Source organism: Vibrio sp. V43_P6S15P86 (assembly GCF_009904725.1).
In the GTDB taxonomy this organism is placed as follows: domain Bacteria; phylum Pseudomonadota; class Gammaproteobacteria; order Enterobacterales; family Vibrionaceae; genus Vibrio; species Vibrio diabolicus.
On sequence record NZ_WXWT01000211.1, the window covers coordinates 1 to 11,139 of the forward strand.

Annotated in this window: 11 protein-coding genes and 1 pseudogene; 7 read left to right on the forward strand and 5 right to left on the reverse strand. The window is 46.0% G+C overall.

The window, feature by feature from the left end:
* The first annotated feature begins 158 nt into the window (after nucleotides 1–158).
* From CAG69_RS09315 to CAG69_RS09325, 3 genes are read left to right on the forward strand one after another with little or no spacing between them, the layout of a single operon-like run.
* Nucleotides 159–614: an oxidoreductase gene (locus CAG69_RS09315; protein ID WP_161443890.1), complete on the forward strand. Its 456-nt coding sequence runs from the start codon at nucleotides 159–161 to the stop codon at nucleotides 612–614.
* 5 nt (nucleotides 615–619) lie between these two features.
* On the forward strand, nucleotides 620–1,717 hold the full coding sequence (locus tag CAG69_RS09320) for a GGDEF domain-containing protein (protein WP_161443892.1): 1,098 nt from the start codon (nucleotides 620–622) through the stop codon (nucleotides 1,715–1,717).
* A 9-nt stretch (nucleotides 1,718–1,726) separates the two neighbouring features.
* Nucleotides 1,727–2,131, forward strand: a complete 405-nt coding sequence (locus CAG69_RS09325; RefSeq protein WP_031831553.1) for a hypothetical protein — start codon at nucleotides 1,727–1,729, stop codon at nucleotides 2,129–2,131.
* 103 nt (nucleotides 2,132–2,234) lie between these two features.
* Here CAG69_RS09325 and CAG69_RS09330 read toward each other — a convergent pair whose 3' ends face one another.
* Nucleotides 2,235–3,038, reverse strand: coding sequence for a Cof-type HAD-IIB family hydrolase (locus CAG69_RS09330; RefSeq protein WP_046875603.1), 804 nt, complete (start codon nucleotides 3,036–3,038; stop codon nucleotides 2,235–2,237).
* 95 nt (nucleotides 3,039–3,133) lie between these two features.
* A complete protein-coding gene (locus tag CAG69_RS09335; RefSeq protein ID WP_161443894.1) occupies nucleotides 3,134–4,021 on the reverse strand; it encodes a LysR family transcriptional regulator in 888 nt (295 codons plus the stop codon).
* A gap of 126 nt (nucleotides 4,022–4,147) precedes the next feature.
* On the opposite strand from CAG69_RS09335, the gene CAG69_RS09340 reads away from it, so the two are divergent.
* From CAG69_RS09340 to CAG69_RS09350, 3 genes are all read left to right on the forward strand, one after another.
* Nucleotides 4,148–5,014, forward strand: a complete 867-nt coding sequence (locus CAG69_RS09340; RefSeq protein WP_161443896.1) for an MBL fold metallo-hydrolase — start codon at nucleotides 4,148–4,150, stop codon at nucleotides 5,012–5,014.
* Entirely contained in the window at nucleotides 5,008–5,628 is a 621-nt protein-coding gene (locus CAG69_RS09345; RefSeq protein WP_161443898.1) for a DsbA family protein, read from the forward strand. Before CAG69_RS09340 ends, CAG69_RS09345 begins: the two co-directional genes overlap by 7 nt.
* Before the next feature lie 117 nt (nucleotides 5,629–5,745).
* Nucleotides 5,746–7,425: an RluA family pseudouridine synthase gene (locus CAG69_RS09350; RefSeq protein ID WP_161443900.1), complete on the forward strand. Its 1,680-nt coding sequence runs from the start codon at nucleotides 5,746–5,748 to the stop codon at nucleotides 7,423–7,425.
* A gap of 98 nt (nucleotides 7,426–7,523) precedes the next feature.
* Here CAG69_RS09350 and CAG69_RS09355 read toward each other — a convergent pair.
* A pseudogene (locus tag CAG69_RS09355) lies at nucleotides 7,524–8,779 on the reverse strand (MATE family efflux transporter).
* A 533-nt stretch (nucleotides 8,780–9,312) separates the two neighbouring features.
* Here CAG69_RS09355 and CAG69_RS09360 point away from each other — a divergent pair.
* Nucleotides 9,313–10,461: a GGDEF domain-containing protein gene (locus CAG69_RS09360; RefSeq protein ID WP_161443902.1), complete on the forward strand. Its 1,149-nt coding sequence runs from the start codon at nucleotides 9,313–9,315 to the stop codon at nucleotides 10,459–10,461.
* 3 nt (nucleotides 10,462–10,464) lie between these two features.
* Here the strand turns inward: CAG69_RS09360 and CAG69_RS09365 are convergent, their stop codons facing one another.
* Nucleotides 10,465–10,746 (reverse strand): hypothetical protein, encoded by a 282-nt coding sequence (locus tag CAG69_RS09365; protein WP_005392005.1) that lies wholly within the window; start codon nucleotides 10,744–10,746, stop codon nucleotides 10,465–10,467.
* 131 nt (nucleotides 10,747–10,877) lie between these two features.
* The coding region (ppnP, locus tag CAG69_RS09370) for a pyrimidine/purine nucleoside phosphorylase (RefSeq protein WP_161443904.1) at nucleotides 10,878–11,139 on the reverse strand (262 nt) is incomplete at its 5' end.

The window sequence follows — 11,139 nt, forward strand, 5'->3', positions numbered from 1 at the left end:
CTTAATAACCTTGACGTACAGTAAACCGACAGTTACTTTTCAAACATAACATATTATAAAATCTCATCCGGTTGGCTCTATTACTACAATTACAAATAAAGTACCGCTAGCACCTTTGTCCTAGCTCAGCAAAAAGAATAAAACTCAAAGGGCATATGATGAAAAAGATAGTCGCGCTAGGTCTGTTTTTTGTTGCGCCATTCTTATCTGCAAGTACGATCGTATTTAGCAGTAGCCAACAACCTAGTGTCACATTAAAACTGGAAGAGATTCAATCTTTACCAACCACCACCTACACAACCACGCTGCCTTGGATCCCTGCTTCTTCTGAATTTCTTGGGGTCAAACTTAGCACGCTCCTCACCCACGTCTATGGCAAAGTGCCAGAACAAGTTGATGTCAGTAGCTTGAATGACTATCACTCGACACTGTCTCGACAAGACATTCTTAGATACCAACCAATACTGGCTTACCAACAAGATCAACACTATATAAAAGTCAGGAATAAGGGGCCATTTTGGGTAATATACTCTCTTAGTCTCTATCCTGAGCTCAACTACAATAAATATCACGCGCAAATGGTCTGGCAAGTAAATGAGATGAAAGCAAAATAGTAAGAATGAAGTTATCAGAACCCACCTATCAAAAGCAGAGAGCACCACAATACTCTACAACCAGTAAAATGTTGCTTGTGGTGTTTGCCACTTCTTTGCTTCTCGCAAATGTATTGCTTCTGCAGCAGACACGAGCACTGTCACAAAACTTTAATAATGAGCAAAAACAAGCGACCTGGTTTTTATTCCAACTCTCTAAAGAGCTTTCGGAACTTGTCGGAGAAGCGAGACGAGTCGATGAAAATGTATTAAATATCGAAGGTGCAGAGCTGCAATATGAATTGGCCTGGAGTAGATTCGATTTATTAATTAGTAGTAATGAAGCCTACACTTTTTTCTCTCGAAATAATATGCATCAGTATTTCATTGATCTTTTTGAGGAATTTCAGGGTCTGGAAGCGCAATTAGTTGAAGCAAGAACTGGCGATAGCCAAGCTGCGGCTCAATTTTATCGATCCACTCAAACACTGTACTTAAGCTTGGTCGATTTCGTTAATCAGAACTTTCGCCTAAGCAGCAAAGTCTATGAGGCTCAGAAAGGAGAAACGCAACGGTTAATGCAAGCGCAGTATATGCTGTTTGCTACATTCGTTTTGTCGATCCTGTCTCTGACTTATTTCTTTTATCGTGAATCCCATTTCCATAGAAAACTGGCGCTCAGCGACCCACTGACTCATCTTGGAAATCGCAATGCACTATTTATCAACCTGAATGAGCTCACTCAAGAGAAAAGGCCTTTTTCTCTGTGGATTTTAGATTTAAATGGTTTTAAAAGTGTCAACGATACACACGGTCACCAAGTGGGAGACACCGTACTACGTGAAATTGCTAGACGGCTTAAATCTATGGCGTTGAATGATTTTACCGTCTATCGCATGGGAGGCGATGAGTTCGCCGTCATCCTCGAAGGGGAGCATGTTGATGAAGAGGGCGTTAGTGAGCATATCAATGCGGTATTTGATGCGCCAATACTAAACTCCGACAACGTCGCGACACTATCAACCAGCATGGGCTTAGCGCAATACCCAAAAGACAGTAACAATGTTGACTTTCTTATCAGCATAGCGGATAAGCGCATGTACAAAATGAAATTTCAACGTTAAACGGTATTTATGATGAGAAAGTTCATGCAAGTACTGCTTCTACTGGCAGTCATTGCGGCAGGTGTGTTGGCTTGGGTATTTATCCCATCGCACGAAACCATCGGGCAAAAAACGCTTGAGCAGGCACTCAACGACGACTACAGCCTCGTTGGGCATCGAATCTACTCAACCGATCCGGATGCTGGCAACCGATTCGGCTACTTCGTATTGGCAACGGGCCAGAGCATTGAAGAGCAAGAGCCGTTTTTGGTCACTTCGGATCAGTTTATTCGCATGGAACAAACGGGTGATAATACCTTGTCTGTGACCGTCAATGGTCGTATCTACCAATACCACAACGACTTGTGGGTACCAAAATCGGATGGAAAGTTGCAGCACTTTTTAGTCAGCGCAACCGCTAAGTACGTGCGCTAAAAAACGGGAACATTACTACCCCCCTCCCACCACACAAAAAAAAGCCCCGCATACACTGCGGGGCTTTTTACGTTAAGAAGAAAAGAACATCGAAAAGAGGACGTTACTTCGCTAACACTTTCTCTTTAATCACTTTTAGTACCCCAGCCTCTTGGTTGCTTGGCGCAGAATAACGAGCGATTTTCTTAATCTCTTCATGCGCATTGGCAACCGCGTACGAATGCTCACTGACTTGCAGCATTTCGAGGTCGTTGAGGTAATCACCAAACGTCATGGTTTCTGCCGGAGTAAAATTCATCGTCTCTTGAAGGTGCTGAATGGCCGCGCCTTTAGACGCCTCGGCATTCATCACATCCAGCCAAATTTTTGCGCTCACTACGACTTTATGCGTTGCGCCAAACTTCGCGTTCATGGTCGGGAACAGGAGCTCTTCCGAACCGTCAAAGTGACAAATTGCTACCTTAATAAACTCGTCTTCGACCTCAAGCAAATCCGGCACATATTCACAGCGGTGGTAGTACTTTTGAAATTCTTCCAGCGATTGCTGATCATGCGTTTCGATGTACGCCGAGCGCTTGCCACACAATACGATGTTTGCTCCGTCAATTTCACGAGCCGCTTTCACAATCTCCGCCACTTCCGCTTTAGGAATGGTACAACTGTAGAGCTCTTTGTCTTGGTACATCACCAAGGTGCCGTTTTCGGCCACATACAACACTCGATCTTTGATTGGCGCGAACGTGTCTCGCAGGCTGTAATACTGACGACCAGACGCAGCGGAGAACAAAATACCTTGCTCTTCCAATTGCAAAAACAGATCGAAAAACTCTGGATCCAAACGACCGTATTGGTCAAGCAAAGTGCCGTCCATATCGGAAGCAATAAATTTGATGCGAACTTGTGACATTAACTAAAACTCTAAATGACGCTGCGAAAATATAATCCATGTAAGGTACAGGATCTTGTATGAATCTCAAGTCGGGATGACGACGCCTTTCGCGATTACCAAGGGTGCTGTTTAAAGTAATCTTCACTGTGATCGATGAAGGCTCTCACCGCAGGAGACAAGTGTTTACGCGATGAATAAAGCGCGTAAATGTTGAGATCATTTGGCTTCCAATCCGGCAACACTGACTCAAGCTGACCCGATTGCAGATAGATATTGCTCAAATAGGTTGGCAGCATCGAAATACCCATGCCTTGCAAAGCGCCATGCAATAACGCCGTGGCCTCATTGCTGGTTAGGCGACACTCAATTCCCACCGATTCGAACTGGTCGCTCTGAGACAAATGCCACACGTGACGCTCAAAGTTTTTGTAACCCAAACAGTCGTGTGAAGATAAATCTCGCGGATGCGCGATCGCGCGATGAGTTTGCAAGTATTGCGGCGATGCCACCAACACCGATTCACACACCGCAATCGGCTTACCAATCAAAGAAGGATCGGGATCTGACGCAATTCGGATTGCCAGATCGATGCGTTGCTCAGTTAGATCACTCACTGAATCTTGCAGATCTATGTCGATATGCACTTTGGGGTGCTTTTGCATAAAACTGTTTACTGCTGGGATCAACTGTGAGAATCCAAATGAAGTGCTAGACGCGAGACGGATTTTTCCGGACAGCTCACCATCAACGGCAATGTTCGACGTCAACGTATCGGCCTGTTTTAACCAGCGCTCAATCTGAGGCAAGCTGCGTTCCCCTGCGGTGGTGAGCGACACCTTGCGCGTGGTGCGGTGCAACAAACGAGTTTGCAACCAGTTCTCCATCGTCTCTACATAACGAGTCACCATTGGCCGAGACATGTCTAACCGCTCTGCGGTCGCGGTAAAACTGCCAGAATACACCACATCCACAAATACTTTTGCTGCCGTTACTCTGTCCATAAATTTGCTCGAAATAAGAAATAGTGATGCACATTATTGTGTATTTTTCCGAGCGTATCAATTTTCTAATATAGCTCCCGTTCCCAAGCCATCGTCGCTTGGCCCCAAATTCTTTAGGAGCTTATTATGAAAAAATTCACTTTGATTGCTACATCCATTTTAATGGCAAGCCCTGTCCTAGCGGCAAACCACTCTCCCCTTACTCTTGAGGTTTACAACGCCGACGGTAACAGCTTCCACGTTAACTCAACCTTGGTATACGGTGAGACTGATGCCATGGTCATCGACACTGGCTTCACCAAAGCTGACGCGATGCGCATTGCCGCCAAAGTGTTGGACTCAGGCAAAACGCTTAAAACCATTTTCATCAGCCAAGCGGACCCAGATTACTACTTTGGCGCAGAGGCCTTACACCAACAGTTCCCTGATGCGCAGATCATCACAACGCCAGCGGTTCAAAAAATTATTAAAGAGAAGTTGGCTGGAAAGCTGGCGTACTGGGGACCAAAACTTGGCGCAAACGCACCGGTAAAACCAGTAATCCCTGTCGCATACGACAAAGCATCATTGGAGCTAGAAGGTCATAAGATTGAAATTCGTGGTAACCATGGCACATCAGCACACCGCCCTTACCTATGGATTCCAGATAACAAAGCGATTCTGGGTAACGTAGCCGTGTACTCAAACGTGCATTTATGGATGGCAGATGCCGCTGACCAAACCGCTATCAATGCTTGGGAGCAGCAGCTTAGCGAGATGCTTGCGCTTAAACCTCAATTGGTCATTCCTGGTCACATGAAAGCAGGCACAAAGCTGAACGCAGACACCATTCGCTACTCGCAACAATACTTGCAGGATTTTCAGCAAGCGAAAAGACACAGCAATAACAGCGCTCAACTCATTGACACCATGTCAGCGAAATACCCAGAAGCTCAATTGCCAATCGCGCTAGAAATCGGTGCAAAAGTGCATACTGGTGAAATGTCATGGTAACCGTGCATTACTTCTTTGATCCCATGTGTGGTTGGTGCTACGGGGCATCACCACTCATCGAAGCCTTGATGGACACCTCTCAATTTAAGGTGGAGCTTCATCCCGGCGGCATGATTGAGAAACGCGCGATTGAATCTGAATTTCGTCAGCACATCATCAACAGTGACGCTCGTATCGCAACCGAAACCGGAGCAACGTTTGGTGAAGCATATCTGCAACGCGTGAAAAGCGAAGATGCGTTTGTTCTTGATTCTTATCTACCCACACAAGCGATCTTGAGTGCGGAGAAAATGGGGCTGAATCCATGGCACATGCTAAAGGCCATCCAATCTGCGCATTATCAGCTCGGGTTAAAAGTGAATGAAGCATCGACGCTCAAAGCCATTGCAGAATCGCTAGGTTTAGCAAGTGATGCGTGGGAGCAAAACATGACGTTAAGCGAAGCCGAACTAGATGAGAGAATTCACTCCAGCCGACAGTTGATGCGACAGTTACACGTTGGTGGTTATCCAACCCTGATTGCAGAAGTAAATGGCGAGTACTTGACCTTGCCGCACTCGACCTACTACGACAAACCGGCACAGTGGAAGCTTGCATTACGAAAACTGCAATAAACTCTTCCCCACTCGCTCTTGTCCTTAATCCAAGAGCGAGTGCCAACACCGACATGGCAATCCTGACTCAAACAGGTACAATCCTCGCTTGATTTTTTACTCGCGCGGATACCCACCATGCACTCGCCTGAACATTGTTTTACTCGTTTTACTGCTGATACTTCTGGTTATGAATTACCAACGCAGTTTACGTTTCCGTTCTACTACACGCCGCATCCTCTTTGCGTTATAGCCGCAAAGCAATTGCAACAGCATTTATTAGCGCAAACCGACTTCGAACACGATTTTGGTTTGGTTAATGAAGAAACGGGGCGAGGCAAAATGTTTGGCGTATTGCTGGTAAAAAGCCCTCAAGGCGAGCTCGGCTTTTTAAGTGCATTTTCTGGCAAAATTGCTGACCAAAACTTGATTCCAGGATTTGTCCCTCCTGTGTACGACATGCTGACCGATGAAGGCTTCTTCCGCGCAGAAACGGATGCCATCAACGCCGCCAATGCGGAGTACAAAACCTGTGCCGCGAATCCGGAATTAGCGGATCTTAAAGCGCAAATACAAGCCGGCCGAGCCGCTTATCAACAAGAAGAGCAAACACAGCGCCAAGTGATGATTGACGGCCGCGCCGCGCGCAAACGACAGCGTCAACAGGGCGAGCAAACACTCAATGCCGATGACCTCAAAATCTTATTGGATGAATTGGGTAAACAAAGTGTCGCCGAGAAAAACGTTCTCAAATACTTAAAGCAAACGTGGGATGAAAAGCTTGCAATCAAAGAAGCGCGCTTGGCTGAGTTAGAGCAGCAACTTGCTCACCTGAAAGAGCAGCGCAAGACGCTCTCCAACGCTTTACAGCACAAACTGCATAAACAATACCGCTTCCTAAACAGCCATGGCGAAACACGCGACTTGGTGGACATTTTTGCGGACACCACAAACCCAATACCACCAGCAGGTGCAGGGGAATGTGCTGCGCCAAAACTGCTCCAATACGCGTTTAAATACGGATTCAAACCGCTGGCGCTGGCAGAGTTTTGGTGGGGTGTTTCGCCAAAGTCTGAAGTTCGCCAACACAAAAAATTCTACCCATCGTGTAACAGCAAATGTCAGCCGATTTTAGGCCATATGATGCAAGGGCTGGATGTCGAACCTAACCCATTGGCGGAGAATTGGGCAGAAGACAAAGAGCTAGAGATAATCTACCAAGACGACGCTATGGTCGTCGTCAACAAGCCCTCAGGCTTACTTTCAGTGCCGGGTAAAACCATCAAAGACTCTGCTTATACGCGCATACAAGTGATGTTCCCTGATGTGGAAGGGCCGTTTGTGATTCATCGCCTCGACATGGCGACCTCTGGCATTTTGGTGTTTGCCTTAACTAAACGCGCGAACAAAAGTCTGCAAAAACAGTTTATGGCTCGCGGCGTACAAAAACGTTATATGGCACTACTCGAAGGCGTATTAAACGCGCCTGAAGGGGAGATTTCACTGCCAATGCGTGGCGACCCCGACGATCGCCCACGTCAACTGGTGTGTTTTGAACACGGGAAACATGCAGAAACCTACTGGCAACTGATTGAAGTCAAAGATGGACGCAGCAAGGTATACATGTATCCGAAAACCGGGCGAACTCACCAACTACGTGTACACAGTGCTCATCACATGGGGTTAAACATGCCGATGGTTGGTGATGGTTTATACGGCGAAAAAGCGAATCGCTTACACCTGCATGCTGAGATGCTAGAGCTGGATCATCCATACAGCAAAGAGCGCATGGTGTTCAGAGCTGAGTGCGAATTCTAACGTCTTCCAGATTTTAAATAACAAAAAGGCACTGACTAACCAGTGCCTTTTTTGGTTTCTAACAACAGAATAAGCGTGATGCGCGATACCGAAAACCGTTAGCTCACCTTAAACTTGGTCCACACCTGAGAGCGCCAACGCCTTGCCATGATGATACCACGCACCCATTCATCGAGTGCGATTGCCATCCAAGCCCCTAAAACGCCATAACCCAAGTGGATGCCAAAGATATAAGAGAAAAGCACGCCTAGTCCCCACATACTCAAAATCCCCATTTGCACTGGGAACTTGATGTCACCCGCGCCTTTCAGCCCCGCGATAAAAATCAGGTTAAACACACGCCCGGCTTCGAGCAAAATTGAGCCCATGACTAACGAGCCTGCCAATGCGAGTATTTCCGGTTGATCGGTAAATACGCGCAGAATCTCTTCTCTAAACAGGTAAATCAGTGTGGTTGCCGCTGTTGATGCCACAAATCCCACTAAGAAGTAGATTTGTACGCGTTTTAAAATGCTGCTCACCCAACCTTTACCGATGTAGTAACCAGTCTGAATTTGCGCAGCCTGACCAATTGCCAACGCGAAAGCAAACGAGAAACGGGCAATGTTTTGTGCATAAGTGAAAGCCGCCAACGATGCCGTCCCCATTTGCACCACAAAGTACACAATGCAGATTTGCGCCACGTTATAAGACAGCACTTCACCCGCGTTCATGCCGCCGATTTTTAAGATCTTTTTGTAAATCTCTGCGGGCACTTGTTTCATGGTCGACATCGGTAGTTCAATGCTGCTGCGAGCGAGAATAAACCATAACATTAACGTACCGATGACTTGGCTGACGACGGTTGCTATTGCTACACCTTGCACACCATACACAGGTAAACCGAATGGCTGGTAAAGCGCAATATAGTTACCAATGATGTTGAACACACCCGAGATCAAGTTCACCACCATTGGAGAGCGTGAATAGCCATGGCTACGCAGAATGGTCGTAAAAACAACGCCAATCGTAACGTTAAACGTCATCGCACAGCAATCACACTCAAGAACGCACCGACAATCACAGACAGCGCAATACTTGCAACGCCGACGTTCACAGACTCTTGCTCGCGCCCAGCACCGTTGTATTGGGCAATCAAAATCCCCGTTCCGCTGCTGACAAACGTCGAAACGATGATTAAGAAAAAGGTAATCTGCGTGATCACACCAACAGCGGATACCGCTTTGTCTGAGTATCCACTCAGCATGAACACGTCACTGGTTCCTAAAGCCGTCCGTAGCAAAATTTCGACAAGAATCGGCCAAGCTAACGCCACAATAGACATTCGCTGGTTGATGTTCTGGCTTTTAGGCATGTTTGTAACCTTTCCTACAACTAAAAACTGCCTCACAAAATGTGTGAAGCAGTTTGGAAAAAGAGTGACTCGAACGAAGCTCGATATGAGGTCGTGATTTAGCGCGGATTCTAGTCGCATATTGGTCACAACGACAACAATATTTCGCTCTGTTTCGGAAAAATATTTCTAATGCTTTTTCACAACGAAAAACTCATTGCCGGAATTTAGAGATCGTCGATTGACGAACAATGAGCTCAATAGGTAGAAGGCGCAGTTCATGCTACTCCCAACAGAGTTGAGTCAGGATAGATCCTGCAAATACGTCGGTGGAAATGCATTACTTTGAATTATTAATCGAACCATCTGAAGCCATAAAGATCCGCCATGGAAAACTTTATAAGCCTTTGTTGCGCTTTGAGCACTCTCACCAAACCACACTTCTAGGCCCATACTAAAAATGACTGACATCACATTTGGAAACTTTGTTGTTCTATTCATCGCTAAAATACCGCCTAGAATAAGCGTACACGTTAATTAAGCAAGGATACGTAATGTCGACATTGGCTGGAGCACGCTTAGAGGAAATGGCGGATATCCGCTCAACAAGAAAAAAGAAAATTGTCTTTTTATGCTCCAGTATCGCCGCGGCATGTTTAACTTATGGCTCCATTGCTCAATTGTTTGAGGATAATTGGGGATTAAGCTTTTTCCATGCTCTGTGTGCCTTAGCCTGTTTAGGTATCAGTTATGTGATAAAGGTTCAACGACATCATCAATATGCCGACCTATGGCTGAGTGCAGTTTTGATGTTCGAAGGGTTATTGCTACTTCTGTATAACGATGCCCCCTCAGGCAAACTGCTATGGCTATACCCCATTGTCGCCACTCTGGTGCTGATCAATGAGTTTAAAGTCGGTCTGCTGTTTAGTGGCACCTATATCTTACTGATCTTTTTTGGCGTCGTTTTTTTAGATCGGCTACCAACAGCCAGTGACATCATAGAACGACGATTTATGCTGACCCTAATAGCGACTGCATTTGTGTGTCACACATTCTCGTATTACTACACAAAAGTCCTCAACTACATTCAAACACTTTATCGTGAAGGGATTGAAGAGTTGGCGTATTTTGACCAACTCACAGGGCTTGCCAACCGCTGGAGCTTTGAAACTTGGGCGCGAGCAAAGCTCGATGAGATCAACCATTCATCTGATGACAGTATCACTGCTTTGGTCTTCCTAGATATTGATAACTTCAAACACATTAACGATACCTACGGGCACGATATTGGTGACCAAGTGCTTCAAGCCTTTGCAACTCGATTAAAAAACAATGTTCGCCATAAAGACAGAAAAACCGACAAACACGACTACTCCATCGCTAGATTTGCGGGCGACGAGTTTGTGCTCATGCTCTACGATATAAACAGTAAAGATGACCTAGACAGCATTTTGAAGCGTATTGTGAATCTATTCCCAAAAGGCTACCGAAGCTACGATATGATTAACGAGTTAACAATGAGTGTGGGCACTGCTATCTACAAACAAGATGCGAAGGATTTATCTGAATTGACTCGGTGCGCAGATAAAGCAATGTATGCGGCTAAACACACAGGGAAAAACCAATACGCGTATTACGAGCACTGCAATACCGAAGAGAAGTCAGCCTCTGAAACACCGACTGTATCAGAAGCTTGCTAATGGTTAAGCGAATACATGCATCACCCATAGCCCCAGCACCAGAAATACGATTAGCCACACAGCTTGCAGCACTCTGCTCGGCTTATCTTGCTGGCGACTGAATTGGCCTTTAAACGCACGGTCCTTCACTTTGCCCATTAAGCCTTTCCCTAGAGCACGTCGATAGAATTCACGTCTCTTATGGGCTGCATTGGCAACCTCGGTAAAACGATGTCTTTGCTCATTGGTGAGATCTTTGTCCTCATAACGAGGAGGGAGATCAGAATGCTTGCGTTGTACTGCCATCACTTCCTCCCTGGTCGATGGGTACATTTTTATTAAGTATATACCCAAATAACCAAAAGATGCGTTATAAGTGAAGTACATAGACGAAAAAACCACCCGAAGGTGGCTTTATCACAGGCAAAAAGTGCGCTTTAGAAATACTCACATAAATACGCGGTCGCGTCTTTCACTTGAAGCTCAAATGAGGAGTTCCCTTCCACTTCAAAAAACTCACCACTTTGGTAAGTCGTCCAATCACTTTCGCCGACACGCTTGACCACAAGCGCACCTTTTACAACCGTCATACGCTCAGGCGCTTGAGTGCCGAACGTGTATTCACCAGGAAGCATTACACCAACGCTAACGTCCTGATCATTCTGGTTAAAGCCTAGTGATTTTACACTACCTGCAAAA